Origin of the sequence: Aeromicrobium sp. Leaf245 (assembly GCF_942548115.1) — a bacterium.
Lineage (GTDB): Bacteria > Actinomycetota > Actinomycetes > Propionibacteriales > Nocardioidaceae > Aeromicrobium.
Genome location: NZ_OW824151.1, coordinates 2,015,208 through 2,039,785, shown reverse-complemented (window position 1 = coordinate 2,039,785; position 24,578 = coordinate 2,015,208). Strand labels below are relative to the sequence as shown.

The window sequence follows — 24,578 nt, the reverse complement described above, 5'->3', positions numbered from 1 at the left end:
CCTCAGGAGGAGTAGGCCGAGTTCTCGTGCACGTAGGCGTGCGTCAGGTCGTTGGTCCAGACCGTGGCAGTGCTCTCGCCCGACTTCAGGTCGATCGTGACCGTCACGGCGCGGTCCTCGAGCGAGACCGCGTCGGGGGACTCGCCCGGACCGCTGTCGCGGCAGACCCAGACGCCGTTCAGCGCGACGTCGAGGTCGGCAGGGTCGAACGCCGCGCCGGTCGTGCCGACGGAGGCGAGGATGCGGCCCCAGTTGGGGTCCTTGCCGAAGATCGCCGTCTTGAACAGGTTGCTGCGCGCCACCGAGCGCGCGACCTCGACAGCGTCGTCCTCGGTCGCGGCGTTGAGGACCTCGATGGCGATCTCGTGGTCGGCACCCTCGGCATCGGCCAGCAGCTGCAGCGCGAGGTCGTGGCACACCGCCGTGACCTGCTCGGTGAGCGCCTCGACGGAGGGCGTCGCACCCGAGGCGCCGCTGGCGAGCAGCAGCACCGTGTCGTTGGTCGACTGGCAGCCGTCGGAGTCGAGCCGGTCGAAGGTCACCCGCGTCGCACCGCGCAGCGCGGTGTCGAGCGTGGCGGCGTCGACGTCGGCGTCGGTGGTGACGACCACGAGCATGGTCGCCAGGGCCGGCGCCAGCATGCCGGCTCCCTTGGCCATGCCGCCGACCGTGAAGGTCCGCCCCTCGGCGTCGCTGCCCTCCGCCGCGGCCTGCTTCGAGACCGAGTCCGTGGTCATGATCGCCGTCGCGGCCGCCGCTCCCCCGTCGTCGGACAGCTCGGCGTGCGCCGCGCGCACGCCGGCCAGCAGGTCGTCGCGGTCGTTCAGCAGACCGATCAGGCCGGTCGAGCACACCTGCACGTCGATGGCCCCGACGGCGCCGTTCTCCGCCCGCGGCCCGGAACCCCCGTCGGACAGGAGCTCCGCGACCAGCTCGGCGGTGGCGTGGGTCAGCTGGAACCCCTCCGCGCCGGTGTAGCAGTTCGCTCCGCCGGAGTTGAGCACGACGGCCCGTGCCGACCCGGTGCGGATCGCCTCGGCGCTCCAGATCACGGGGTTCGCGCGGCAGCGGTTGCTCGTGAAGACGGCGGCAGCGGCGGTCGACGGGCCGTCGTTGACGACCAGCGCCACGTCGGGCGCGCCGGTGGACTTCAGGCCGGCAGCCACGCCGGCTGCCCGGAAGCCTTGCGCACGCGTCACGCTCATGCCGCCACCCCCGAAGGAAGAGCACGGTACGAGAGTGCCGGCATGAGGTGCTCCTCGTTCACGCCCCCAAGCACTCCGCTTCGCTCCGTGCAGGGTGGTGCCCCCAGCTGACGCTCGCTCATGGTGCGACCCCCGTGGTCGTCAGGCCCGTGGTCTCGGGGAGACCCAGGGCGAGGTTCATGGACTGGATGGCGCCGCCGGCGGTGCCCTTGACCAGGTTGTCGATGACGCTCGTCACGACGAGCCGGCCGGCTGCCTCGTCGACGGCGACCTGCAGCTGCGCCGTGTTCGCGCCGAGCGTCGCGGCCGTGGTGGGCCACTGGCCCTCGGGCAGCAGGTGGACGAACGGCTCGCCCTGGCCCGGGCCGCCGTAGGCCTCTTCGTAGACGGCCCGCACCCGAGCCGCGTCGACGCCGTCGGCGAGCCGCGCCGTGGACGTGGCGAGGATGCCGCGGGCCATCGGGACGAGCGTGGGGGTGAACGAGATCGTCACGCCCTCGCCGCCGGCCTTCGTCAGGTTCTGCACGATCTCGGGCACGTGCCGGTGCACACCGCCGACGCCGTAGGGCGAGGCGGCACCCAATCCTTCGGAGGCGAGCAGGTGGGCCTTGGGCGCCTTGCCGGCGCCGGAGAAGCCGTTGGCGAGCACCGCCACGAGGTCGTCGGCCGCCACGATCCCGGCGGAGACGGCCGGCTGCAGGCCGAGGGTCACGGCGGTGACGTTGCAGCCGGGGACGGCGATGCGGCGGACACCGGCGAGGTGGTCACGCTGGCGGCCGGTGCCCACGAACAGCTCGGGCAGGCCGTAGGGCCACGTGCCGGCGTGCTCGCTGCCGTAGAACGCGGTCCAGTCCTCCGCGCTCTCCAGACGGTGGTCGGCGCCGCAGTCGATGACGAGCACGTCGTCACCGAGCTCGGCCGCGATGCGTCCGGACTCGCCGTGCGGCAGGCCGAGGAACACGACGTCGTGCCCGCCGAGCGTGGAGGCGTCGGTCGGCTGGATCACGCGGTCGGCGAGCGACACCAGGTGCGGCTGGTGCTCGCCCAGGCGCGACCCGGCGCTCGACGCGGCGGTGACCGCACCGATCTCGACGTCGGGATGGGCGCTGAGGAGCCGCAGCACCTCGCCGCCGGCATAGCCGCTGGCTCCGGCCACGGCTGCTGTGAAGGTCGTCATCGGTCCACCTTGTCAGGTTCGATCGGTCGGGTGGGCGCGTCGGTCAGTCGGTGCCGAGCTCCATGGCGGCCGCGTCGAGCGCCTGCTCGGTGTCGGACCCGGCCGCCGGGTTGGCCTCGATCCGCATCGCACCACCGGCGGGGAGCTCGCCGAAGAGCGTGCCGTTCTCCACGAGCACCTGGCCCTGGTCGAGCGGCTGACCGGCGTACATCTCGAGCTTCGCGCGAGAGTCGGCGATGTCGAGGTTGCGCATCGTGAGCTGCCCGATCCGGTCGGTCGGACCGAAGACCGCGTTGTCGGTGCGCTCCATCGACAGCTTGTCGGGGTGGTAGGAGAAGTTCTCGCCCTGCGTGTCGAGGATCGAGTAGTCCTCGCCCCGGCGCAGCCGCAGGGTGACGCTGCCGGTGACCAGCGAGGCGATCCAGCGCTCCACCGACTCGCGCAGCATCATCGACTGCGGGTCGAGCCAGCGTCCCTCGTACATGAGCCGCCCGAGCCGACGTCCGTGCGCGTGGAAGTTGGCGATGGTGTCCTCGTTGTGGATCGCGTTCACGAGCCGCTCGTAGGCGATGTGCAGCAACGCCATGGCCGGGGCCTCGTAGATGCCGCGGCTCTTGGCCTCGATGATCCGGTTCTCGATCTGGTCGGACATGCCGAGCCCGTGGCGGCCGCCGATCGTGTTGGCCGCGTGCACGAGGGCCACGGGGTCGCCGCCGAAGGTGTCGCCGTCGATCGCGACGGGACGCCCGGCCTCGAAGGTGACGGTCACGTCCTCGGTGTCGATGTCGACCGACGGGTCCCAGAACTTGACGCCCATGATCGGCTCGACCGTCTCGAGCGAGACGTCGAGGTGCTCGAGCGTCTTGGCCTCGTGGGTGGCGCCCCAGATGTTGGCGTCGGTGGAGTAGGCCTTCTCCTGGCTGTCCCGGTAGGGCAGGTCCCGCTCGGTCAGCCACTGGCTCATCTCGGTGCGTCCGCCCAGCTCGTGCACGAACTCGGCGTCCAGCCAGGGCTTGTAGATCCGCAGCGCGGGGTTGGCCAGCAGGCCGTACCGGTAGAACCGCTCGATGTCGTTGCCCTTGAACGTGGACCCGTCGCCCCAGATGTCGACGCCGTCCTCGTGCATGGCGCGCACGAGCAGCGTGCCGGTGACGGCACGCCCGAGCGGGGTGGTGTTGAAGTACGTGCGACCGCCGGAGCGGATGTGGAACGCACCGCAGGCGAGCGCCGCCAGGCCCTCCTCGACGAGCGGCTTCTTGATGTCGATGGCCCGGGCCAGCTCCGCGCCGTACTGCATCGCGCGGCCGGGGATGCCCGAGATGTCGGGCTCGTCGTACTGGCCGATGTCGGCGGTGTACGTGCAGGGCACGGCGCCCTTGTCGCGCATCCAGGCGACCGCGACGGAGGTGTCGAGCCCTCCGGAGAAGGCGATGCCGACGCGCTCGCCGACGGGCAGGGACGTGAGGACCTTGGACATGCCTCACATTCTTGCACAGGTCTGCAAGGTCTTGCAGTGGGGGTGGGCGCGGTGCCGCTGCGGCTCTCACCGGCCTGCGGGTGCGCTGCCTCGACACTTCGTGGCCCGGTCTCCGAAAGGCCTCGACCGGACGGACGGTCTGGGGCCGTCCGAGCTCTCGGGCTGCGGGTCTCTCGGCCGTCAGAGGTAGGTGGCACGCGGATCCTGGTCGCCAGAGGTAGGTGGCGCGTCGATTGAAGGCCCCATTCGGCGCGTCACCTACCTCCGCTCCTACGATTCCGCGCGCCACCCACCTCCGCCCCATCCACCGCGCCCGGCCGGATCCCGAGAGCTCGATCGAGCACCGCCCAGCCATCGGTCGAGGCCTTTCGGAGGCCGGGCCCGGGCGAGGCCGTGCCGACGCAGCCGCAGGACGAGACCGACCCAGACCGACGCGACCGCAGGACGGGCCTCAGCGCAGCACGCCCCCCAGCGACTCCCCCGCCGCGACGAGCGCAGCACGGGCCTCGGCGATCTCGGCGTCCTTGAGGGTGCGGTCCGGGGCGCGCAGCCGCACTGCGAAGGCGAGCGACTTCTGCCCCTCGGGCACCGGTGCCCCGGTGTACACGTCGAACAGTCGCACCGACTCGACCACCTCGTGGGCCGCGGCGAGCGCGGAGCGCAGTGCCTCGGCCGTCACGCCGGCGTCGACGATGAAGGCGAGGTCCTCCTTGGCCACGGGGTAGGTCGAGAAGTCCGGGCGCGGGCCGACCTCGGGCGACGCCGCGAGCAGCGCGTCGAGGTCCACCTCTCCCGCCACCGATCGCGCCGGGAGTCCGTACTCCTTGAGCACCGACGGGTGGAGCTCACCCGCGTGCCCGACCACGCGACCGTCGAGCACCAGAGCAGCGCAACGTCCCTGGTGGAACGGCGCGACCTGGGCCTGCTCGACCGTGAGGTCGACGTGCAGGGCGTCCGCGAGTCGGCGCGCCACCGCGACGGCGTCCGCCCAGGTGGCCGCCCGCCCCGGTCCGGCCCAGCCGGAACGCTCCCGCTCCCCGGCCAGGACCCACCCGGCATGGAACGGCTGGTCGGGCAGGGCCGCGTCGAGCGCGGCGATCTCGTCGCTCGTCGGCCTGCGGTCCGTGCCGTAGATCGGCGCTGCGGGAGCGCCGGGGCGTGGGTGGAAGACACGGCCGATCTCGCTGATCTGCACGGCCTCGTGACCGCGGCCGACGTTGAGCGCGGCCGAGCGGAGCAGGCCGACGAGGAGCGTGGTCGTGAGGCCGGGCTCCTGCGCCGACAACGGGTTGGCCAGCCGCACCTGACGGCGACGGACGTCGTCGGCGGGGAGCGCCAGCCGGTCGAGGTCCGCCTCGCCCACGAAGGGCAGGGTGGTGACCTCCACCAGTCCGGCGCCGGCCAGCACGTGGCCCACGCGCCGACGCAGCTCCTGGTGGCGGGTCAGGCCACGACCGCCGGTGGGCGTCGGCAGGACCGACGGCACCTGGTCGTAGCCTGCGGTCCGCAGCGCCTCCTCGACGAAGTCGTAGGGGTCGTTCAGGTCGAAGCGCCAGCTGGGCGGGGTCACGTGGAGGACGTCGCCCTCCCGCTCGACCGTGCAGCCGTTGCGCTCGAACGTGCGCTGGGCGTCGTCGACCGAGATCGGCACGCCACTGATGCGGGCGGGCAGGTCGACGGGGACCGTGACGGCCGTGCGCGCCGGCGGCTCGCCGACCATGGTGGCGCCGGGCTCCAGGGTGCCGCCCCCGAGCTCCACCAGCAGCTCGGCCACGCGGGCCGCCCCGACGAGCGTGAGCTCGGGGTCGACGCCGCGCTCGTAGCGCTTGGCGGCCTCCGAGGGCAGGCGGTGCCGCTTGACGGCCCGGAAGATGGTCACCGGGTCCCAGTACGCGGCCTCGACGACGACGGACGTGCTCGTGTCCGAGAGCTCGGTCGAGGCGCCGCCCATGACACCGGCCAGACCGATGGGACCGGAGTCGTCGGCGATCACGAGGTCCTCGGGCGTGAGCGTGCGCTCGACGTCGTCGAGCGTCGTCAGCGTCTCGCCCGCCTGTGCGCGCCGCACGACGATGTCGCCGCGGACCGTGTCGCGGTCGTAGCAGTGGTTGGGCTGGCCCAGCTCGAGCATCACGTAGTTGGAGACGTCGACGGCCAGGGAGATGGACCGCATGCCGGCGTCGGTGATGCGACGGGCCATCCACGCGGGCGTGGGACGAGTCGGGTCGACGCCCGTGACGACCAGCGTCGTGAAGACCGGGCAGCCCTCGGAGTCCTCGACCCGCACGGGGTACGCGGGCACGTCGGCCGCAGGCATCGGGCGGTCGGCGGGGTCGGTGAACGGCACGTCGAACGCGAGCGCGGCGTCGCGGGCCACGCCGCGCAGGCTGAGGGCGTACGCGCGGTCGGGGTTGACCTCGAGGTCGAGGGTCTGGTCGCCCAGGCCCAGCAGCGCCACGGCGTCGTCGCCCGGCTGCGCCGACCCCTCGGCCAGGACGAGGATGCCGTCGGCGGTGGTCTCGTCGTCGGGCAGGCCGAGCTCCCTGGTGGAGCAGATCATGCCGTCGGAGACGTGGCCGTAGGTCTTGCGCGAGCCGATCTCGAAGCCCAGCTCGGGCAGGTAGGTGCCCGGCAGCGAGACGACCACCAGGTCACCCACGCCGAAGTTGTGCGCACCGCACACGATGCCGCGCGAGGGGACGTCCTCGCCCGGTGCGTCGGGCACCGACGGCTCGTTCCGCTCGGGGCCGACGTCCACGCGGCACCAGTTGATGGTCTTGCCGTTCTTCTGCTCCTCGGGACGCACCTCGAGCACGCGCCCGACCGTGAGCGGCCCGGTGATGCCGCCGCCCACGATCTCCTCGAGCTTGAGGTCGTACATCGTCAGCCGGTCGGCGATCTGCTCGGTCGTCACGGCAGGCGGCAGCTCGACGAGCGACCGCAGCCACTCCACAGGGACACGCATGTCTACAGACCAACTCCGAACGGCTGGGTGAAGCGGATGTCGCCGTCCCACAGGTCGCGCAGGTCGGCGATGTCGTACCGGCTGGTGATGGTGCGGTCCAGCCCCATCCCGAAGGCGAAGCCCGAGTACTCCTCGGGGTCGACGCCGCAGGCGACCAGGACGCGCGGGTTCACCACGCCGCAGCCGCCCCACTCGATCCAGCCCTCGCCGCGGCACGTGCCGCAGTCGGCGACGGCGTCCGCGGCGTTGTGACAGACGTAGCAGAGCAGGTCGACCTCGGCGCTCGGCTCGGTGAACGGGAAGTAGGACGGGCGGAACCGCGTGGTCATCCCCGGCCCGTAGACCGCGGCGGCGAAGTGGTCGAGCGTGCCCTTGAGGTGCGCCATCGACAGGCCGCGGTCGATCGCCAGGCCCTCGACCTGGTGGAAGACCGGCATGTGCGTGGCGTCGGCCTCGTCGGTGCGGTAGACGCGGCCGGGGCAGACGACGTAGATCGGCGGGGTGCGGGTGAGCATCGTGCGCGCCTGGACCGGCGACGTGTGCGTGCGCAGCACCAGCGCGGCACTCTCCGGCTCGACCCAGAACGTGTCCTGCATCGTGCGCGCCGGGTGGTTCGGGCCCAGGTTGAGCGCGTCGAAGTTGAGCCACTCGGCCTCGACCTCGGGGCCCTCCGCGACCTCCCAGCCCATCGCGACGAAGATGTCGGCGACGTGCTCCTGGATGGTGGTGATGGGGTGCCGGGCGCCGATCGGCTCGACGTCGGTCGGCAGCGTCACGTCGACGGTCTCCTCGGCGAGACGCCGCTCCTCCTCGAGCGACTCGAGCTCCGTGGAGCGAGCAGCCAGGGCCTGGTTGACGGCCCCGCGCGCCTGTCCGATCCGCTGCCCCGCGTCCTTGCGGGCCTGCGGCGGGAGCGCGCCGATCTCGCGGTTCGCGAGCGCGAGCGGGGAGCGGTCGCCGGTGTGGGCGATGCGCACCTGCTTGAGCGCGTCGAGGGAGTCGGCGGCGGCGATCGCGGCGAGGGCGGCGTCGCGCACGCGCGCGACCTCGGCCTCGCCCAGCGCGGCGACCTCGACGGGGTCGTAGTCGGAGTTCGGGGCGGACACGCGAGCAGTCTAGTGAGCCGGCCGTCCAGCGGGACCGGCCCGGGTCGCGGTGGCCGGGCCCGGATCGGTCGCGACGGGTCAGTCGGTCAGGGCGTCGGGCTCGTTCACGGGCACCCACACCCGGATGCAGGCGCCACCACCCTCGGCATCGCCGATCTCGATGCGGCCGCCGTGCTCCTCGACGATGCCGCGCACGATGTACATGCCGAGCCCGCTGCCCGCCCCGGGACCGGAGCGCCAGAAGCGGCTGAACACGCGCTGGCGCATCTCCTCGGGGATGCCGGGCCCCTGGTCGTGGATCTCCAGCACCGCTCCCCCACCTCCGGCGACGGCGTCGTCCTCGCCCAGGTGCTCGACCACGACCTTCCGGAGACCGTGCCCGTGCCGCATGGCGTTCTCGATCAGGTTGGTGGCCACCTGGGTCATCCGGTCGGCGTCGCCCCACACCAGGTGCGGCTCGCCGATCGTGGAGAGCTCGAAGGGCTCACCACCGGCCGAGGCGCTGCGCAGGACTCCCCTGACGACCTCGTCGAGCTTCACGGGTCCGCGACGCAGGGTGAGCCGGCCTGCGTCGATGCGGGCGGCGTCGAGGAGCTCGGTGATGAGTCGACTGAGGCGGTCCGCGTCGGAGTCGACCGTCTCGAGCATGAACTGGCGCTGCTCCTCGGAGAAGCGGTCCCACTTCGACAGGAGGGTGGCGGTGAAGCCCTTGATGCCCGTGAGGGGCGACCGCAGCTCGTGGGCGACGGTGGCCACCAGGTCCGACCGCTCACGGTCCCGCTGGTTGCGCACCTTCGCGTTGCGCACGCTCGCGATGACCTTGACCACCGTGCCGCCGGGCCGGTCACGCACCAGCCGGGCCGTCACGAGGTACTCGCTGCCCCGCGGCGAGTACCAGGACTGCTCGGAGAGCCGGTTCCGGATGTTCAGCCCGTCGTAGGGGTGGGTGGAGTCGTACCAGCTGTTGCCGTTCAGGTCGTCGAACGGCATGGCGTCGGACAGGTGCATCCCGAGCATCTCGCCCGGCGCGGCCCGCGCCATCTTCTCGATGCGTCCGTTGACGTACTCGACGATCCCGTCCGCACCGGCGATGACCACGCCGTCGGGGAAGTCGTCGAGGTCCATGGAAGGAATCTAGTACGAATGAACTACTCGCGACGAGCGCCGCGTGCCGACGCGAGCTCCACGAGCGCGAGGTTGCCGTCGACGTGCTCGCCGTCCGGGCCCTCGACGACGTCCTCCAGCCCGATGCGCGTGGAGACCCCGAGCTCGACCGCGAGGTCCAGCATCGGCCAGGCCGAGCGGCCCTCCCCGTGCAGCAGGACCGGGATGCCGGTCGGACGCACCAGCTCCAGGAGCGCCTCGGCCGTCTCGCGCTGGTCGGGGGCGTCGGCCAGCTCGAGCAGCACCACCGACGTGTGCTCGCGCCACGTGGAGGCGAGCCAGTCGCGGGCCGCGTCCTCGGTCCAGAGGCCGGCACTCAGCTGGACGCCGCGGTCGACGAGCGCCGCCGCGAGGTCGACGGCGTCGCGCTCGTGCCAGTTGACCGACGCGTGGTCGGGCAGCACCGTCCACGCGGCCACGGCGCGGGCCGGCGAGGTCCCACCGGTCCAGGCCCACGCACCCGTGGTGACCCCCACCGGGACGTCGACGACGGCGCGGACCGCCTCGACCCAGTGCGCGACGTCGGCCGGCTCGAGGCTGTCGCGTCCGTCGCCCGTGCGCGGGTGCACGTGCAGGTCCTGGGCGCCGGCGGCGACGACGGCGGCGGCGTCGGCGGCGCAGGACTCGGCGGTGACCGGCACCCCGGGGTGCTCGTCGACGTCGCGGGACCCGTTCAGGCAGCACTGCAGGACGGTGGTGGTCATCGATCTCCCTGGGCACGCGCACTGGCGTAGAGGCACACCGCGGCTGCGGTGGCCAGGTTCAGGCTCTCGGCGCGGCCGAGGATCGGCACGGCCACGGCGAGGTCGGCGGCGTCGCGCACCTCGGCGGGCAGTCCCTGGGCCTCGTTGCCCATGACCCAGGCCGTCGGGGCGGCCAGGTCGAGACCCGAGCCCTCGCGATCGGCGTCGAAGAGGTCGACGTCGGCGTCGCCGTCGGTGGCGAGCACCTGGAGACCGCGTGCCCGAAGCGCCTCGAGCACCTCGCCGTGGTCGCGGTGGACCACGACGGGGAGGTGGAACAGGCTGCCGGCACCGGCCCGGACGGCCTTCGGGTTCGTGGGGTCCACGCTGTCGGCCGACAGCACCACGGCGTCCGCGCCGGCGGCGTCGGCGCACCGGATGACCGCACCGGCGTTGCCGGGGTCGCGCATGTCGTGGCACACCACCACGAGACGCGCCTCGTCCGGCACGGCCTCGAGGCCCCTGACGACCGTGCGGCACACGGCCACGATGCCCTGGGGCGTGGTGGCGTCGGCGACCTCGGCGAGCACCTCGTCGTCGACCACCGTCCAGGTGACGGAGGCGGCGTCGGCCGCCTGGTGCAGGAGCGGGTGCCTCTCCTGCGCCGCGGCGGTGGCGAAGACCTCGAGCACCACGTCGGGCACGGCGAGGGCCTCGCGCACGGCCTGCGGGCCCTCGGCGAGGAACTCGCCGGTCTCGGCCCGGAAACGCCGCGTGGCAAGCCGTCGAGCACGCTTGATCCGTCCGCTGCGGACGGTCACGGTGTGCTCGGGGCTTGCCACGGGCGTCGGTGCGAGGGCGGTCAGGCCGTCGCGTCTTCCTTGGGCGCGTTCACGTCGGCCGGAAGGTTGTCCTTCGCGACCTGGACGAGGGCGCTGAACGCGGCCGGCTCGTTGACGGCCAGCTCGGCGAGCATCTTGCGGTCGACCTCGACACCCGCGGCCTTGAGGCCCTGGATGAAGCGGTTGTACGTGAGGCCCTCGGCGCGGACGGCAGCGTTGATGCGCTGGATCCAGAGACGACGGAAGTCGCCCTTCTTGGCCTTGCGGTCACGGTAGTTGTAGACCAGGGAGTGAGTGACCTGCTCCTTGGCCTTGCGGTACAGGCGCGAGCGCTGGCCACGGTAGCCGGACGCCCGCTCGAGGGTCTCGCGGCGCTTCTTCTGCGCGTTGACGGAACGCTTGACGCGTGCCATAGGGGTTCTCCTTCGGGTGGGGTGCGGTCAGCGACCGAGCAGCTTCTTGACCATCTTGGTGTCGGCCTTGGACACGTCGACCGTGCCGTCGAGACGGCGCGTGCGGGTGCTGGGCTTGTGCTCCAAGAGGTGCCGGCGGCCGGTCTGCTCGCGACGGAGCTTGCCCTTGCCGGTGATCTTGACGCGCTTCTTCATGCCCGAGTGGGGCTTGAACTTCGGCATCTCATGCCTCCATGTCTGGGTCGAGGTTCTCGCTTCGACGCCGGGGCTTCTTCGGCGTCGCAGTCTTCTTCTGGGCCTCGCGGTGCGCCTTGTCGGCGGCCGCCTCGGCTTCACGCTCCGCGGTCTTCTCAGCGGTGGTCTTGGCCTTCTCGGCCTTGACCTCGGCCTGGGCCTCGGACTTCTTCTTCAGCGGCGCGAGCACCATCGTCATGTTGCGGCCGTCCTGGCGCGGGTGCGCCTCGACGACGCCGAGGTCAGCCACGTCCTCGCCCAGCTTCTGCAGCAGGCGGTACCCGAGCTCGGGTCGGTGCTGCTCGCGGCCGCGGAACATGATCGTGATCTTGACCTTGTCGCCCGCCCTCAGGAACCGCACGACGTGACCCTTCTTGGTGTCGTAGTCGTGCTGGTCGATCTTCGGACGAAGCTTCATCTCCTTGATGATGGTGTTCGTCTGGTTGCGTCGTGACTCGCGTGCCTTCTGGGCGGCCTCGTACTTGAACTTGCCGTAGTCCATGAGGCGGCACACCGGGGGGCGGGCCGTCGGGGCGACCTCGACGAGGTCGAGGTCGGACTCGGCAGCGAGGCGCAGGGCGTCCTCGATGCGAACGATGCCGACCTGCTCACCGCCGGGTCCGACGAGCCGGACCTCGGGTACGCGGATGCGGTCGTTGACGCGCAGCTCTGTGCTGATGGATCCTCCTGTGGTCTGTGTCCAGGAGGCCCACGACAATGGCCCCCGTCCGACAGGACGGAGGCCACCGATGCACGCCGTCGGTGCGAACCGAACAGCGTCGCTCGGCCGGGCGTACCGGCCGAGGTACCCCCCGATCCGCGGATCGAGCAGGTGGGAGGTGGGCCTCCACTTCTCCCCCAGGATAGCAAACCCTCGCGCCCTCGTGAAAATCGGCGCGCCGGCACCCCTCGGCCGCGGTCCGGAACAGCCGACATCCGGGCGAAACACGGCGGACGTCGACGGGCAACACCGGCCGCCCAGCATGGGCGCAGGAGGTGTCGAGATGAGGTGGAGGGTCAGGGCCACGTTCCCGGATCGGCCCGGTCTGCTGGGCCGGATCGCACTGGCGTGCGGCGAGGCCGACGTGAACATCGTCGGGATGCAGGTCTTCTCGACCCGTCCCACGGTCACCGACGAGTTCGTCGTGGAGGCCGGCGACGACTGGACCGACGTCGGCCTCGCGGAGCTCTTCGTCGGGGCCGGGGGCACCGCCGTCGCGGTCACCCGTGCCGACGAGGACGCCGTGCTGGACACGCCGACGCGCTACCTGGACGCCGTCCACCAGGTCCTGGAGGAGGGACGTGACGTCGAGGACGTGCTCGCCGAGCTGCTCGCCACCGAGCCGCCCGACGTGGCCGACTACGCGGGCCACGACGTGCTGGACCTGCGGCGCCGCAACGGCAGCGCCCTGCGGATCAGCCGGGCTGTCCCCTTCACCGCGGTCGAGCGGGCGCGCGCGCAGGCCCTGCTGTCGCTCGTGAGCGACGCCGGCGTCGACGTGCCCCTCATCGCACCCTCGCCCCGCCACCCGATGCCGCTGGTCCGCCTGGCCGGACTCGCCGACATCGAGGCCGTGGCGGCACTGCACGAGCGGTGCAGCGTCGACACCCTCTACACCCGCTACCAGGTCCCTCTGCGCATGCCGATGACGACGCGGATGGCACGGCGGCTGGTGACTCCCGAGCGTGGCCTCGCGATCGTCGTCCAGGTCGGTCTCGACCTGGTGGGTCACGGGGTGCTCGAGCCGCTCGAGGACCGACTGGTCTTCCAGCTGCTGGTCGAGGACGCCTGGCAGGGGCGCGGCTTCGGCACGTTGCTGGTCAAGCACGCCGCACGGCACGCCAAGGCGCAGGGCGCCGAGCACCTCACGTTCGTGTCCGCGGGATCGAACGACATGCTGCTGCGTGCCGTGGGCGCGGCGGGCTTCGTCGCCCGGGTGGAGCGGCACGACGCCGCCGTGCACATCACCGTCCCGCTCGCCGGGGTTCGGGCGGCCGAGAGCGCGTGAGGAGGTCCTGCTCGCTGCTGCCCTGCCTCGGCTCGCCCCGCCGCTGCGCTGCCGCAGAGGTCTCGACCCACCGGGGCAGGACCCGTGCGACACCGCACCGGAGGATCAGTCGCCCGCGGCAGCGCACCACCAGGACGACAGCCGCCGCACCGGCGCACCGGCCGTCGCGACCTTCGTCAGCCTCCGGTCACCCACGCGTGGCCGACGTCGGTGGAGACCAACCGGTCCCCCGCCGCCAGGTGCCGCAGGTCGTCGGTCTCCACGACCTGGAAGTGCGGGGAGCCGAGGTCGAGCAGCAGCGCCGTGGCGCCCTCGGACTGCGCCGCCACGGCGGCCGCCTGGCCCCACACGGGAACCGGTCGGGCCTGCGGGTTCCACCGTGCCATCGCATCGAGGCTGCTGAACGTCAGAAGCGCCTGGCGGCCGTCGGCGCCGGTCATCAGCACCGCGGCCATGTCGGCGTCCTTGTCCCCGCTGGTCAGGGCCTCGGGGCCGGCGGCCTGGCTCGCGGCGCCGAGCGTGGCGACCACGGGCACGAAGACGCGCACGGAGCCGAGGACCGCCAGGACGGCCACCGTGTCGCCCAGGGCAGCGCCGAGGCGAGGATCGAGTCGTCCGTCGTCGTCGGGGAACGCCGGCTCGGCCAGCGAGCGACCGGTCACGGGACGCGCCGCACCAGGTCGTCGACGACCTGACGCACCCGGCCGTGGCCGCTCGTGCCCTGCAGGGCGAACAGCATCAGCCTCTCGTCGTCGACCGTCACGAGGGTGGGCCAGGGTGCGCCCTCGCCGAAGGCGAAGCCCTTCACCCGGTTCCACGGCACGTGGTGCGTGCGGTACCCGTTCACGACCTCGAGCTCGTCGTCGGACACCGTCACCCGGCTGCGACCGATGCCGTGCAGGATCACGATGAAGACCGCGATGGAGCCGTACAGCGTGAGCGCCTGGGAGAGCGTGACCTGGGACCGGATCTCCTGCGGCAGCGCGAAGGTGATCGCGACCGACATCGCCACCAGGGCCACGCAGGACCCGTAGGCGACGTAGCGGGTCCCGCCGGGACGGTGCGTGGTCATACCCGGCACGCCAGGATGTCGGTCACGAGGATGCCGCGGGCGCCCAGCTCGTAGAGGCTGTCCATGATCTTCTGGGCGGCGTCGCGCGGCACCATCGAGCGCACCGCGACCCAGCCCTCACGATGGAGCGGGGACACGGTGGGCGACTCGATGCCCGGCGTGAGCTCGACCGCCCGTTCGACGTGCTCCACGCGGATGTCGTAGTCCATCATCACGTACGTCCGGGCGACGAGGACGCTGTCGAGACGACGCTTGAACACGGCGTACCCGTCGGGCTCGCCCGTTCCTGCCTCGCCGCGCGTGATGAGGACGGCCTCGGACGAGAGGATCGGGTCGCCGAACACCGCGAGGTCGGCCTGGCGCAGCGTGCTCCCGGTCTCGACGACGTCGGCGATCGCGTCGGCCACGCCGAGGCGGATGGAGGACTCGACCGCACCGTCGAGGCGGACCACGGTCGCCGCGACCCCGCGCGCGCTCAGGTAGTCCTGCACGATGACGGGGTACGAGGTCGCGATCCGCTTGCCCTCGAGCTCGGCGATCGCGGACATGGAGCCGGTCGGCGCGGCGAAGCGGAACGTCGAGGCCCCGAAGCCCAGGCCGATCTGCTCGGCCGCCGGGGCCGCGGAGTCGAGCAGGAGGTCACGGCCGGTGATGCCGACGTCGAGCGTGCCCTCCCCCACGTAGACGGCGATGTCGCGGGGTCGCAGGTAGAAGAACTCGACGTCGTTCTCGGCGTCGACGAGGACGAGGTCCTTGGTGTTGCGGCGCTGGCGGTAGCCCGCCTCCGCGAGGATCTGGCTGGCGGCGTCGGACAGGGCGCCCTTGTTGGGAACGGCCACTCTCAGCATGGTGGTGACTTTCTGACGAAGGAGGTCGGGCCCGACCGGCGTCCGCCACGACGGGGGACGGTGGCCGGATCGCACGACAGCGGCACGGCCCGAGGAGGTGCTGGATCCGCTGTCGTCACAGATGCGCGTAGACGTCGTCGAGCGAGATGCCGGCGGCGATCATCATGACCTGGGCGTGGTAGAGCAGCTGGCTGATCTCCTCGGCCGTGCGCTCGGGGCCCTCGTGCTCGGCGGCCATCCAGGACTCGGCGGCCTCCTCGACCAGCTTCTTGCCGATCGCGTGCACGCCGGCATCGAGCTCGGCGACGGTGCGCGAGCCCTCGGGCCGGTCGCTGGCCTTGGCGGCGAGCTCGGCGAACAGGTCGTCGAAGGTCTTCATGGTGACCTCAGTCTAGGGACGCCAGCGTGCGCAGGGTCGCCCAGGTCGACAGCGCGGCCTCGGCGGCCTCCCGACCCTTGTCCTCGACGCTGCCCTCGAGCCCGGCGCGGTCGAGCGCCTGCTGCTCGGTGTCGCACGTCAGCAGACCGAACCCCACCGGCACACCCGTGTCGAGGGACACCCGCGCGAGGCCGTCGGTGGCTGCGGCCGAGACGTACTCGAAGTGAGGTGTGCCGCCTCGGATGATCACGCCGAGGGCCACGACCGCGTCGAAGCCGGCCGCCGCGCACCCCTGGGCGACGAGCGGCAGCTCGAACGAACCGGCAGCCCGCACGAGCGTGGCGTCGGTGACCCCGGCGTCCGACAGGGCGCGCTGGGCGCCCGCGATCAGGCCGTCCATCACCTGGTCGTGCCAGCTGGAGGCCACGACGGCCACGCGGGCCCCCGTGGCGTCGACCTGCAGGGTGGGTGCTCCGTGTCCGCTCATGCCGTCGTTCCCGTCGTCTCGTCGAGGCCCAGGTCGGGCAGGTCGTGACCCATCCGCTCGGCCTTGGTCCTCAGGTACTGGATGTTCTCGGCGGTCGGCTGGATCTGCAGGGAGATCCGCTCGGCCACCTTCACGCCGTAGGCCTCCAGCTGCGTCGCCTTGTCCGGGTTGTTGGTGAGCAGCCGGACCGAGCCGATGCCGAGGTCGCGCAGCATCTGCGCGCCGGCGGCGTAGTCGCGCTCGTCCTCGCCGAACCCCAGGGCGAGGTTGGCGTCGACCGTGTCACGGCCGGCGTCCTGCAGGGCGTAGGCCTGCAGCTTGTGCAGCAGACCGATCCCTCGGCCCTCGTGACCGCGCAGGTACACCACGACGCCCGCCCCCTCGGCCTTGACCGCCGCCATGGACGCCTGGAGCTGGGGCCCGCAGTCGCAGCGCCGCGAGCCGAACACGTCACCGGTCAGGCACTCCGAGTGCAGACGGACCAGCACGCTCGCACCCTCGGCGGCCGCCGCGGCGAGGTCTCCGTGCACGAGGGCCACGTGCTCGGCCCCGTCGATCGTGTCGCGGAAGCCGTGTGCGGCGAAGGTGCCGAACTCGGTGGGGAGCGTCGTCGTGGCGAGCCGCTCGACCTGGGACTCGTGCAGACGCAGGTGCACCTGCAGGTCCTCGATCGAGACGAGGGCCAGGTCGTGCTCGTCGGCGAACGCGCGCAGGGCGGGCGCCCGCATGAGGGTGCCGTCGTCGTGCACGACCTCGCCGATCACGCCGACCGGCGTCAGGCCCGCGAGCCGGGTGAGGTCCACCGCGGCCTCGGTGTGGCCGGCGCGCGCCAGGACGCCGCCCTCCTTCGCACGCAGCGGCAGCACGTGGCCCGGCATGACCAGCTCGAACGGCTCGGTCGCCGAGTCGGCGAGCACCCGGACCGTGCGCGCCCGGTCGGCCGCCGAGATGCCCGTGGTGATGCCGTCGCGGGCGTCGATCGAGATCGTGTAGGCGGTGCGCATCATCTCGCGGTTGTGCGGCGTCATGAGCGGGATGCCGAGCCGGTCGAGGATCGCCCCCGGCGCGGGTGCGCACACGTAGCCGCTGGAGTACCGCACCAGGAAGCCCATCAGCTCCGGCGTGGCCTTGCTCGCGGCGAAGATGATGTCGCCCTCGTTCTCGCGGCCCGGGTCGTCGACCACCACGACGGCCTTGCCGTCGCGGATGTCGGCGATCGCCCGCTCGATGCTGTCGAGGCGGACCGTGTCGCCGCCGGCGTCCGAATACGTCGTCATGACTGCTGCTCCTTCGGGAGGCGGGCGGCCAGCAGCCGCTCCACGTACTTGGCGAGGACGTCGACCTCGAGGTTCACCCGGTCGCCGGGGGCGAGGGTGCCGAGCGTCGTGTCCGCGAGGGTGGTGGGGATGAGGGAGACCGAGAACCAGGCGTCCGGTCCGTCCGCCGCCCACGGCCTGGCACCCCCGCCGGGGGCGTCGACGACCTCGACGACCGTGAGCGACACCCCCTGGACCGTGATCGAGCCCTTGGGGACCAGGTACCGGGCCAGCTCGGCCGGCAGGGAGAAGCGCAGCACGTCCCAGTGCTCGCTCGGCGTGCGGTCGATCAGCGCCCCGGTGCCGTCGACGTGCCCCTGCACGATGTGCCCGCCCATCCGCGCACCGGCCTGCATGGCGCGCTCGAGGTTGACCTCGTCACCGACCTCCAGGCCACCGAGCGACGTGCGGTCGAGCGACTCGGCCATGACGTCGGCGCTGAAGACGTCGCCGTCCCCCTCCTGCGACGACTGGTCCATGACCGTGAGGCAGCAGCCGTTCACGGAGATCGAGGCTCCGTGCGTCGCGTCGGCCGTGACGACGGGGCCGCGCACCGAGAGGCGCACGGAGTCGCCGAGCGACTCGATCGCCGTGACGACGCCCTTCTCCTCCACGAGACCGGTGAACATCAGGGCATCTCCTCACGTGGGGCACGGCCCGGCGTGCCGATGATGCGGATGTCGGGGCCGATCCGCGCGACGTCGTGCAGGTCGATGGGACGCAGGTCGGCCAGCGTGGCGGCCTCGCCCTCCAGCGCGGCCCGGCCCGAGCCGAGCATCGCGGGAGCGATGTAGCCGATCACCCGGTCGACCAGGCCCGCGTTCCAGAACGCGCCGGCCAGGCGAGGACCGCCCTCGAGCCACACGTGCCGGACGCCGTTCTCGACCATCTTCGCGAGCACCTCGTCGGGCTCGCGGCTCTGCACGAGCAACGTCGGCGCGACCCGGTCGAACACCCGGTAGTACGAGGGGATGTGGGTCTCCCCCACCACGACGCGCAAGGGCTGGCGGTCGTACGGGAGCGGGAGGTCGTCGGCGTCGCGGACGGTCAGGCGCGGGTCGTCGGCCAGGACCGCGCCGGTACCCGCCATGATCGCGTCGGCACCGGCGCGGAAGAGCTGCACGTCGCGTCGGGCCTCGGCCGAGGTGATCCACTTGCTCGAGCCGTCGGGAGCGGCGCTCAGGCCGTCCATGGTCGCGGCGTACTTCCAGGTGACGAAGGGGCGACCGTGGGTGAGGGCGAAGGTCCACTCCACGTTCAGCTCGGCGGCCTCGTCGGCGAGCAGCCCGGACTCGACCTCGACGCCGGCCGCCCTCAGGCGGTCGGCGCCACCTGTGGCCTCGGGGTTCGGGTCGGTCTGGGCGAACACGACCCGGGCCACACCTGCCTCCAGGAGCGCCTCGGCGCACGGCCCGGTGCGCCCGGTGTGCGCGCACGGCTCGAGCGTGACGACCGCCGTGGCCCCACGCGCGGCGTCACCGGCCTGCTGGAGGGCGTCGACCTCGGCGTGCGGCGTCCCCGCACCTCGGTGCAGACCGACCGCCAGCCGCTCTCCTGCGGGAGTCAGCAGCACGCAACCGACCCGGGGGTTCGGGAGCGCGCTGGCCACGGAGCGCGCGGCGTCGATCGCCATGCGCATGGCCTGCTGCTCGGTGCCCGTGCGTCCAGCCTCGGTGCCCATCGTGTCCTCCGGTCGGGCTCGCCGATCCGGGGTCGTCGGGTCGGGTGCACGGGTCCGCGCGGACCCGGCGCCAGACCCCGCGTGTGCCTCTCATCCGGACTTTCACCGTCGGTACCGGAGTTCCACCGGTTCAACCATCCTCCCGAAGGAGGGCGGGTCGCGGACTATGACCGCCGGCTCGGAATTGCACCGACCCCGGAACACGCGAGCTGTTGCTCGTACGGCGAAAGTGTAGCCGGGCGCACGAGAGCCTCGGCCGCCGTCTCCCGATGAGAGACCGGGACCACGTCCCGAGGCGTCCGACTCAGTGGCGGCAGGCGGAGTCGGCGAGCCCGCGCAGCGTCTCGACCATGGCGCCGGGGTCGTCGGCGCCGAACACCGCGGAGCCGGCGACGAAGGTGTCGGCACCGGCATCGGCGCACCGCTCGATGGTCTCGACGGAGACCCCGCCGTCGACCTGCAGCCAGATCTCGCCGCCGGTGCGCTCGATGAGCTCACGCGTGCGGCGGATCTTCGGCAGGCACAGGTCGAGGAACTTCTGACCACCGAACCCGGGCTCGACGGTCATGACGAGCACCATGTCGAGCTCGGGGAGCAGCTCGGCGTACGGCTCGATGGGGGTGGCCGGCTTGAGCGCCATGGACGCGCGGGCACCCTGCGCGCGGATCTCGCGGGCCAGGCGCACGGGCGCGTGCGCGGCCTCCACGTGGAAGGTGACGCTGCCCGCTCCGGCCTCCACGAACTGTGGTGCCCAGCGGTCGGGGTCGGCGATCATCAGGTGCGCGTCGATCGGCTGGGCGGAGGCCTTGCTGAGCGCCTCGATGACCGGTGCGCCGAGCGTCAGGTTGGGCACGAAGTGGTTGTCCATGACGTCCATGTGCAGCCAGTCGGCCGTCGGGATCCGTGCCGCCTCACCCGCCAGGTTCGCGAAGTCGGCGTTGAGCAGGCTCGGCGTGATCTGGATGGCCATGGCCGACAGCGTAGTGGCGCCCCGTTCCCGCCGGTCAGCGGCGGCGGAGGATCGCGAGGAACATCGCGTCGGTGCCGTCGCGGTGCGGCCACCAGCGGTGCACGGACTCGAGCGCGGCGACGCCGGGTCCCACCGACTCCACGACCTCGAGGGTCTCCTCCACCAGGGGCGAGCACGTGGCGTAGCCGACGACCCCGCCAGGACGCGTCAGCTCGACGGCACGCCGCAGCAGGTCGCGCTGCAGCGGCACGAGCGAGGCGAGGTCGTCGGGCGAGCGTCGCCAGCGCGACTCCGGACGTCGGCGCAGTGCGCCCAGCCCGGTGCAGGGTGCGTCCACGAGCACGCGGTCGAACGAACCGGGCTCCCACGGACCCTCACGGCCGTCGTGGACGGTGACGTCGACGTCGGGCAGGGCGCGCAGACCCTGCCGCACCAGCTCGGCCCGGTGCGGCTGGACCTCGTTGGCGACGAGGTGCGCACCTCGCTGTGCGGCGAGCGCCCCCAGGAGGGCCGCCTTGCCACCGGGTCCGGCGCAGAGGTCGAGCCACCGGGCGTCCGGTCCCTCGAGCGTCGCCTCCGCCACGGAGATCGCGACCATCTGCGACCCCTCGTCCTGCACACCGGCCAGGCCGTCCCGCACGGCGGCGACGTCGCCCGGGTCTCCCCCGTCGAGCACGCGCGCGTAGGGAGAGACCGAGCCGGGCCGCCCGGGCAGCCGCGCGGGGTCGACCAGACCGGGCCGAGCCACGAGCGTGACGCGAGGCGCGAGGTTGTCGGCCGCGAGCAGCTGCTCCAGCTCGTCGGCCGCGTCGACGGACCGCAGCGCGGTCCGCAGACCATCGACGATCCACGCCGGGTGGGAGTACCGCACGGCGAGCGCGTCGTCGCCGGCGCGACCCTGCACGAGGCGGTCGAGCCACGTGTCCAGGTCGTCGGCCGCGATCTTGCGCATGACCGCGTTCACCAGTCCGGCCGTCTTGTGCCCCACCACCCGTCGCACGAGGCTCACGCTCGTGGAGACGGCGGCGTGCGACGGGACCCGCATCGAGAGCGCCTGGTGGGCACCGAGCCGCAGCACGTCGCGCACCTCTGGGTCGAGAGGTCGGTCGACGAGGGAGTCGATCACGGCGTCGTAGGTGCCCCGCAGGCGCAGCGTGCCGTGGACCAGCTCGGTCGCGAACGCGGCGTCGCGCCCCTCGATGCGGCGTTCACGCAGCAGCTGCGGCAGCAGGAGGTTGACGTACGCGTCGCGCTCGTCGGCCGCCCGCAGCACGTCGTACGCGACGCCACGGGACGGGTCGCTCACGAGATCCTCCTCATGACAGCACCACGCCGGGCTCGATCGCCGTGCCGCGCGCCCAGTCAGCAGCCGACATGGCTCGCTTGCCGGTGGGCTGCACCTGACCGAGGACCACGTCGGTCGTGGCGGTGCCGACCCGCACCTCGTGCTTGCCGGCCTGAACCTGACCCGGCGCGAGGGTGTCCTCGGACGTCGGCGTGACCGGTCCGAGCTTGATCCGCTGGTCCCCCAGCACGGACCACGCACCCGGAGCAGGAGTGCAGCCGCGGACCTGGCGGTCGACCGCGAAGGCCGGGCGGGTCCAGTCGACGTGCGCATCGTCGGTGCTGAGCTTCGAGGCGTAGGAGACGCCGTCGTCGGGCTGCGACACCGCCGCGGCGTCACCGTCCTCGACGTGGTCGATCGCATCGACCAGCAGTCGGGCACCCTCGTGCGCGAGCCTGTCCAGGAGGGTCCCGGCGGTGTCGTCCTCGCGGATGCGCTCGGTGATCGTGCCGAGCACCGGTCCGGCGTCGAGCGCCTCGACGAGGCTGAAGACCGTGGCACCGGTGACCTCGTCGCCGGCCATGATCGAGCGCTGCACCGGTGCGGCACCACGCCAGGCGGGCAGCACCGAGAAGTGCAGGTTGAGCCAGCCGTACTCCGGGACGTCGAGCGCCTCGCGTCGCAGCAGCGCGCCGTACGCGACGATCGGGCAGCACGCCGGGCCGATCTCGCGCAGGCGGTCGAGGAAGGCCGGGTCGTCGGCACGAGCGGGCTTGAGCACCTCGATCCCGAGCTCCTCGGCGCGGGCCGCGACGGGCGAGGGATGCAGGGTGCGGCCCCTGCCCTGGCGGGCGTCGGGGCGGGTGATCACCGCCGCCACGTCGTGCCGGCTCTCGACCAGCGCCTCCAACGAGGGCAGGGCGGTCTCGGGGGTACCTGCGAACACGATCCTCACGTCGGCCGAGTCTAGGGCGTGCGCCCACGCCGGCCGTGCGGGCAGGACGTGCCGGGGTCAGAAGGCGTGCGGATCGATCCTGACCCGCAGGGGCGGGAGCTTGGCCGCCGAGCGCGCGGACTGCAGGTCCTTCAGGGCCGCCGCCAGCGCGGGGCCGTCGCGGCGCGGTGTGCGCAGCACCAGTCGGTCATGCTCCGGCTCCCCCGGCCGCGTCGGCACCGGGACCGGGCCCAGCACCTCGGTGGCTCCGGGCCAGGACCTGGACGCGAGCTCGGCGACGACGTCGGCCGGCGCCTCGACCACCGCGACGCGCGCGACCGGGGGCAGGTGCGCCTCGGCGCGCTCGGCCAGCTCGCGCTCGGCCAGGCCGGCGGGGTCGGCGCGGACGAGACCCTGCAGCGTGGCCGGGTCGCCCACCGCCACCGCCGCGGCGCGCTCGCGCGCGAGCGCCAGGGCGTTGAACCACCGCCGGTGCGCCTCCTCGCCGACCCGCAGGTCGTCGCGGCCCAGCGCCAGCCAGGTGTCCATGAGCACCACGAGCGCGTACCCGCCCTCGACGCGCGGCTCGGCACCCGGCGTGGCGAGGACGAGCACGTCGCCGGGCGGTGCCTCGGCCAGGACGTCGGCACCCCCGGAGGTGACGACCGCACGGTCGGGGAAGGCCGCCGCGTACTCCTCCGCCGTCCGCAGCTGGCCGACGACGGGGGCGCGCAGCCGGGCGGAGCCGCACGTCGGGCACGTCCATCGGGGGGCCTCGGTGCCGCACCACCGGCAGGCCAGGGTGGCGCCGCGACCGCCCTGCGCGAGCGGGCCGTCGCACGCCGCGCAGCGGGCCGGGGTCCGGCAGTCCTGGCAGCTCAACGACGTGCGGTACCCCCGGCGCGGCACCTGGACCAGCACCGGGCCGTCGGCGCGGCGCACCGCGGCGAAGACCTCGTGCGGCAGGCGTGCCGGCGCGCCACCGGCCACGCTGCCGTCGGTGACGTCGAGACGGGGCCACGCACGGCGTCGGGTGACGGCCTCGGCCCGCATCGACCGCGCCCAGCCGGAGCCGACGAGCGACTGCGCCTCGGCCGTGCGTGCGTAGCCGCCGACCAGCACCGCGGCGTCCTCGCGCACGGCCCGGGTGAGCAGGACCTCGCGGGCATGCAGGTACGGCGCCCGAGGCTCCACGTAGAGGTCGTCACCGTCGTCCCAGACGGCCACGAGACCCAGGTCGTGCACGGGCGCGAACGCGGCGGCTCGCGTGCCCAGCACGATCGACACCTCGCCCCGCGCCACGGCGAGGAACGACCGGTAGCGCTCGGCCGGCTTCTGGCCCGACGAGAGCACCACGTGGCGCCCGTGGCCGAGGACCGACGTGAGTGCCGCGTCCCAGTGGTCGAGCTCGCGAGCGTCGGGCACGCAGACCACCGTCCCCCTCCCCGACCGCAGGGTGGCGAGAGCGGCCTGCGCGACCGCGACGGCGGGGTCGCGCAGGGGCAGCGCCTCCCACACCACACGGGGAGAGGCGCCCGACTCCAGCGCGCCGAGGAAGCCCGGTCCGTCCGGCCAGAGGTGCCAGACCTCGTCGTCGACGCCCGGGAGGTCGTCGTCCGGACGCGGCACCGAGGGACGGGCCTCGACCTTGGCCTGGCGCGGTGGCACCGCCAGCCGCAGCACGTCCGACAGCGTGCCGGCCCAGCGGTCGGCCACCTCGCGGGCCAGTCCCAGCACCTCGGCACTCAGCACGGGCTCGGCCGAGACGACCTTGGTGAGCGGCGCGAGCCGTCCCTCGTGGGCGGTCGTCTCCCCCAGGCCGACGACGTAGCCGTCGGTCGCGCGCCCGGCGAAGCGGACCTTGACCCGGCACCCGGGGACGGGCTGCGGGTCGAGCTCGGGCGAGACGGCGTAGTCGAACAGCCGGTCCAGGTGCGGCAACGGGGTGTCGACCGCCACCCGCGCGATGCGGACCGGCGCGACCTCGCCCGACCGCTCGTCGGCACCCTCCTCGAGGGGCACCGACGGCGGCACGGGCTCGGGAGCCGCGAGGAGCTCGAGCTGGTCGCCGGTGGTCACGCGGACTGTCTACCAGGCGGTCCGGACGGTGGGCTCGGGGTCCGGCTGGGTCAGCGGTAGGTGGCCCGCGCTACCGGAGCCCCCAGAGGTAGGCCACCCGCGGATAGCGGCGTCGTGTCCGCGGGTGTCCTACCTGGACCCCCGACGTGACGCGGGCCACCTACCCCTCACCCGACGAAGCCCCGAGAACCCAGCCCCGCGCGCACCCGGATCCCCGTTCGAGGCCCTCGCGCGACCCACCACCAGAAGAGG

At 72.9% G+C, this 24,578-nt stretch carries 24 protein-coding genes and 1 riboswitch; of the genes, 1 reads left to right on the top strand and 23 read right to left on the bottom strand.

The window, feature by feature from the left end:
* Nucleotides 1-2 precede the first annotated feature (2 nt).
* From argJ to infC, 11 genes are all read right to left on the bottom strand, one after another.
* Entirely contained in the window at nucleotides 3-1,205 is a 1,203-nt protein-coding gene (gene argJ, locus NBW76_RS10070; RefSeq protein ID WP_056554964.1) for a bifunctional glutamate N-acetyltransferase/amino-acid acetyltransferase ArgJ, read from the bottom strand.
* Nucleotides 1,206-1,323: 118 nt separating this feature from the next.
* Nucleotides 1,324-2,382 carry an N-acetyl-gamma-glutamyl-phosphate reductase gene (argC, locus tag NBW76_RS10065; RefSeq protein WP_056554967.1) on the bottom strand — a complete coding sequence of 353 codons (1,059 nt, stop codon included), beginning with the start codon at nucleotides 2,380-2,382 and terminating at the stop codon, nucleotides 1,324-1,326.
* A gap of 43 nt (nucleotides 2,383-2,425) precedes the next feature.
* Nucleotides 2,426-3,859: an argininosuccinate synthase gene (gene argG, locus NBW76_RS10060; protein ID WP_055970358.1), complete on the bottom strand. Its 1,434-nt coding sequence runs from the start codon at nucleotides 3,857-3,859 to the stop codon at nucleotides 2,426-2,428.
* A 451-nt stretch (nucleotides 3,860-4,310) separates the two neighbouring features.
* On the bottom strand, nucleotides 4,311-6,824 hold the full coding sequence (gene pheT / locus NBW76_RS10055; protein ID WP_056554970.1) for a phenylalanine--tRNA ligase subunit beta: 2,514 nt from the start codon (nucleotides 6,822-6,824) through the stop codon (nucleotides 4,311-4,313).
* A gap of 2 nt (nucleotides 6,825-6,826) precedes the next feature.
* Nucleotides 6,827-7,930: a phenylalanine--tRNA ligase subunit alpha gene (pheS, locus tag NBW76_RS10050; protein ID WP_056554973.1), complete on the bottom strand. Its 1,104-nt coding sequence runs from the start codon at nucleotides 7,928-7,930 to the stop codon at nucleotides 6,827-6,829.
* Nucleotides 7,931-8,008: 78 nt separating this feature from the next.
* Complete coding sequence (locus NBW76_RS10045) at nucleotides 8,009-9,055, bottom strand: ATP-binding protein (RefSeq protein ID WP_056554976.1); 1,047 nt, start codon at nucleotides 9,053-9,055, stop codon at nucleotides 8,009-8,011.
* Between the two features lie 23 nt (nucleotides 9,056-9,078).
* Nucleotides 9,079-9,798, bottom strand: coding sequence for a 3-keto-5-aminohexanoate cleavage protein (locus NBW76_RS10040; protein ID WP_056554978.1), 720 nt, complete (start codon nucleotides 9,796-9,798; stop codon nucleotides 9,079-9,081).
* Nucleotides 9,795-10,598 (bottom strand): RNA methyltransferase, encoded by an 804-nt coding sequence (locus tag NBW76_RS10035; RefSeq protein ID WP_235492994.1) that lies wholly within the window; start codon nucleotides 10,596-10,598, stop codon nucleotides 9,795-9,797. Before NBW76_RS10035 ends, NBW76_RS10040 begins: the two co-directional genes overlap by 4 nt.
* 41 nt (nucleotides 10,599-10,639) lie before the next feature.
* Nucleotides 10,640-11,032: a 50S ribosomal protein L20 gene (gene rplT, locus NBW76_RS10030; protein ID WP_055970368.1), complete on the bottom strand. Its 393-nt coding sequence runs from the start codon at nucleotides 11,030-11,032 to the stop codon at nucleotides 10,640-10,642.
* A gap of 27 nt (nucleotides 11,033-11,059) precedes the next feature.
* Nucleotides 11,060-11,254 carry a 50S ribosomal protein L35 gene (gene rpmI, locus NBW76_RS10025; RefSeq protein WP_055970371.1) on the bottom strand — a complete coding sequence of 65 codons (195 nt, stop codon included), beginning with the start codon at nucleotides 11,252-11,254 and terminating at the stop codon, nucleotides 11,060-11,062.
* A 1-nt stretch (nucleotide 11,255) separates the two neighbouring features.
* Entirely contained in the window at nucleotides 11,256-11,984 is a 729-nt protein-coding gene (infC, locus tag NBW76_RS10020; protein ID WP_055970373.1) for a translation initiation factor IF-3, read from the bottom strand.
* A gap of 286 nt (nucleotides 11,985-12,270) precedes the next feature.
* Here infC and NBW76_RS10015 point away from each other — a divergent pair, with 286 nt between their 5' ends.
* A complete protein-coding gene (locus tag NBW76_RS10015; RefSeq protein ID WP_055970375.1) occupies nucleotides 12,271-13,275 on the top strand; it encodes a GNAT family N-acetyltransferase in 1,005 nt (334 codons plus the stop codon).
* Between the two features lie 176 nt (nucleotides 13,276-13,451).
* Here NBW76_RS10015 and NBW76_RS10010 read toward each other — a convergent pair whose 3' ends face one another.
* The 12 genes from NBW76_RS10010 to NBW76_RS09955 all read right to left on the bottom strand — a co-directional run bounded on the left by NBW76_RS10010 (nucleotide 13,452) and on the right by NBW76_RS09955 (nucleotide 24,326).
* Nucleotides 13,452-13,937, bottom strand: a complete 486-nt coding sequence (locus NBW76_RS10010) for an SseB family protein (RefSeq protein ID WP_055970377.1) — start codon at nucleotides 13,935-13,937, stop codon at nucleotides 13,452-13,454.
* Entirely contained in the window at nucleotides 13,934-14,347 is a 414-nt protein-coding gene (locus NBW76_RS10005; protein WP_055970379.1) for a PH domain-containing protein, read from the bottom strand. The genes NBW76_RS10010 and NBW76_RS10005 overlap by 4 nt, the downstream gene beginning before the upstream one ends.
* Complete coding sequence (gene hisG, locus NBW76_RS10000) at nucleotides 14,344-15,195, bottom strand: ATP phosphoribosyltransferase (RefSeq protein WP_056554981.1); 852 nt, start codon at nucleotides 15,193-15,195, stop codon at nucleotides 14,344-14,346. The genes NBW76_RS10005 and hisG overlap by 4 nt, the downstream gene beginning before the upstream one ends.
* A 115-nt stretch (nucleotides 15,196-15,310) precedes the next feature.
* Nucleotides 15,311-15,574: a phosphoribosyl-ATP diphosphatase gene (locus NBW76_RS09995; protein ID WP_055970382.1), complete on the bottom strand. Its 264-nt coding sequence runs from the start codon at nucleotides 15,572-15,574 to the stop codon at nucleotides 15,311-15,313.
* A 7-nt stretch (nucleotides 15,575-15,581) separates the two neighbouring features.
* On the bottom strand, nucleotides 15,582-16,061 hold the full coding sequence (ribH, locus tag NBW76_RS09990; RefSeq protein ID WP_055970385.1) for a 6,7-dimethyl-8-ribityllumazine synthase: 480 nt from the start codon (nucleotides 16,059-16,061) through the stop codon (nucleotides 15,582-15,584).
* Nucleotides 16,058-17,338, bottom strand: coding sequence for a bifunctional 3,4-dihydroxy-2-butanone-4-phosphate synthase/GTP cyclohydrolase II (locus tag NBW76_RS09985; RefSeq protein ID WP_055970387.1), 1,281 nt, complete (start codon nucleotides 17,336-17,338; stop codon nucleotides 16,058-16,060). Before NBW76_RS09985 ends, ribH begins: the two co-directional genes overlap by 4 nt.
* Nucleotides 17,335-18,006 carry a riboflavin synthase gene (locus tag NBW76_RS09980; protein WP_056554985.1) on the bottom strand — a complete coding sequence of 224 codons (672 nt, stop codon included), beginning with the start codon at nucleotides 18,004-18,006 and terminating at the stop codon, nucleotides 17,335-17,337. The genes NBW76_RS09985 and NBW76_RS09980 overlap by 4 nt, the downstream gene beginning before the upstream one ends.
* A complete protein-coding gene (ribD, locus tag NBW76_RS09975; RefSeq protein WP_056554989.1) occupies nucleotides 18,006-19,058 on the bottom strand; it encodes a bifunctional diaminohydroxyphosphoribosylaminopyrimidine deaminase/5-amino-6-(5-phosphoribosylamino)uracil reductase RibD in 1,053 nt (350 codons plus the stop codon). The genes NBW76_RS09980 and ribD overlap by 1 nt, the downstream gene beginning before the upstream one ends.
* Nucleotides 19,059-19,135: 77 nt before the next feature.
* Nucleotides 19,136-19,266, bottom strand: a riboswitch (FMN riboswitch).
* 96 nt (nucleotides 19,267-19,362) lie between these two features.
* Nucleotides 19,363-20,028 (bottom strand): ribulose-phosphate 3-epimerase, encoded by a 666-nt coding sequence (gene rpe, locus NBW76_RS09970; RefSeq protein ID WP_055970394.1) that lies wholly within the window; start codon nucleotides 20,026-20,028, stop codon nucleotides 19,363-19,365.
* A gap of 34 nt (nucleotides 20,029-20,062) precedes the next feature.
* Nucleotides 20,063-21,334 (bottom strand): RsmB/NOP family class I SAM-dependent RNA methyltransferase, encoded by a 1,272-nt coding sequence (locus NBW76_RS09965; RefSeq protein WP_055970396.1) that lies wholly within the window; start codon nucleotides 21,332-21,334, stop codon nucleotides 20,063-20,065.
* Nucleotides 21,335-21,344: 10 nt separating this feature from the next.
* On the bottom strand, nucleotides 21,345-22,268 hold the full coding sequence (gene fmt, locus NBW76_RS09960) for a methionyl-tRNA formyltransferase (protein ID WP_055970398.1): 924 nt from the start codon (nucleotides 22,266-22,268) through the stop codon (nucleotides 21,345-21,347).
* Nucleotides 22,269-22,325: 57 nt separating this feature from the next.
* Nucleotides 22,326-24,326 carry a primosome assembly protein PriA gene (locus NBW76_RS09955; RefSeq protein ID WP_162239221.1) on the bottom strand — a complete coding sequence of 667 codons (2,001 nt, stop codon included), beginning with the start codon at nucleotides 24,324-24,326 and terminating at the stop codon, nucleotides 22,326-22,328.
* Nucleotides 24,327-24,578: the final 252 nt, after the last annotated feature.

Coding starts and splice junctions, on each gene's coding strand:
- argJ (WP_056554964.1), bottom strand. CDS start 1,205: ATGAGCGTGACGCGTGCGCAAGGCTTCCGGGCAGCCGGCGTGGCTGCC.
- argC (WP_056554967.1), bottom strand. CDS start 2,382: ATGACGACCTTCACAGCAGCCGTGGCCGGAGCCAGCGGCTATGCCGGC.
- argG (WP_055970358.1), bottom strand. CDS start 3,859: ATGTCCAAGGTCCTCACGTCCCTGCCCGTCGGCGAGCGCGTCGGCATC.
- pheT (WP_056554970.1), bottom strand. CDS start 6,824: ATGCGTGTCCCTGTGGAGTGGCTGCGGTCGCTCGTCGAGCTGCCGCCT.
- NBW76_RS10045 (WP_056554976.1), bottom strand. CDS start 9,055: ATGGACCTCGACGACTTCCCCGACGGCGTGGTCATCGCCGGTGCGGAC.
- NBW76_RS10040 (WP_056554978.1), bottom strand. CDS start 9,798: ATGACCACCACCGTCCTGCAGTGCTGCCTGAACGGGTCCCGCGACGTC.
- rplT (WP_055970368.1), bottom strand. CDS start 11,032: ATGGCACGCGTCAAGCGTTCCGTCAACGCGCAGAAGAAGCGCCGCGAG.
- rpmI (WP_055970371.1), bottom strand. CDS start 11,254: ATGCCGAAGTTCAAGCCCCACTCGGGCATGAAGAAGCGCGTCAAGATC.
- NBW76_RS10015 (WP_055970375.1), top strand. CDS start 12,271: ATGAGGTGGAGGGTCAGGGCCACGTTCCCGGATCGGCCCGGTCTGCTG.
- NBW76_RS10005 (WP_055970379.1), bottom strand. CDS start 14,347: ATGACCACGCACCGTCCCGGCGGGACCCGCTACGTCGCCTACGGGTCC.
- hisG (WP_056554981.1), bottom strand. CDS start 15,195: ATGCTGAGAGTGGCCGTTCCCAACAAGGGCGCCCTGTCCGACGCCGCC.
- NBW76_RS09995 (WP_055970382.1), bottom strand. CDS start 15,574: ATGAAGACCTTCGACGACCTGTTCGCCGAGCTCGCCGCCAAGGCCAGC.
- ribH (WP_055970385.1), bottom strand. CDS start 16,061: ATGAGCGGACACGGAGCACCCACCCTGCAGGTCGACGCCACGGGGGCC.
- NBW76_RS09985 (WP_055970387.1), bottom strand. CDS start 17,338: ATGACGACGTATTCGGACGCCGGCGGCGACACGGTCCGCCTCGACAGC.
- NBW76_RS09980 (WP_056554985.1), bottom strand. CDS start 18,006: ATGTTCACCGGTCTCGTGGAGGAGAAGGGCGTCGTCACGGCGATCGAG.
- ribD (WP_056554989.1), bottom strand. CDS start 19,058: ATGGGCACCGAGGCTGGACGCACGGGCACCGAGCAGCAGGCCATGCGC.
- rpe (WP_055970394.1), bottom strand. CDS start 20,028: ATGGCCATCCAGATCACGCCGAGCCTGCTCAACGCCGACTTCGCGAAC.